Source organism: Citrobacter sp. R-1.5.2 (assembly GCF_035064245.1).
Taxonomy (GTDB): domain Bacteria; phylum Pseudomonadota; class Gammaproteobacteria; order Enterobacterales; family Enterobacteriaceae; genus Citrobacter.
The window spans coordinates 1-502 of the sequence record NZ_JASEYC010000094.1; the positions used below are offsets into that span (position 1 = coordinate 1).

General features: G+C 51.2%; 1 protein-coding gene. It reads right to left on the reverse strand.

Translation table 11 applies throughout. From position 1 onward, the window contains the following. Positions 1-502: IS5 family transposase (locus QMN38_RS26750; protein WP_323606424.1), on the reverse strand; the 502-nt coding region annotated here is incomplete at both ends.

Below are 502 nucleotides of genomic sequence, written 5' to 3' on the forward strand. Positions count from 1 at the left end.
TGCCGGATAAGACCCGGGAAGGCTTCTGAGTCCGTCACATTGTTCAGCGACAGGTCTGCACAGATGATTTCATGTGTGTTGCTGTCAACGGCCAGATGCAACTTTCGCCATATACGACGGCGTTCTTTGCCGTGTTTTTTGACTTTCCATTCGCCTTCACCAAAGACCTTCAGCCCGGTGGAATCAATCACCAGATGCGCGATTTCACCCCGGGTGAACGTTTTGAAACTGACATTAACCGACTTTGCGCGCTTGCTGACACTGGTGTAATCCGGGCAGCGCAACGGAACATTCATCAGTGTAAAAATGGAATCAATAAAACCCTGTGCAGCCCGCAGGGTCAGCCTGAACACGCGTTTAATGACCAGAACGGTGGTGATGGCGAGATCAGAATAGCGCTGAGGTCTTCCCCGTGATGAAGGCGTTGCCGACTCATACCAGGCCTGAATAGCTTCATCATCCAGCCAGAAAGTTATGGAGCCACGGTTGATGAGGGCTTTAT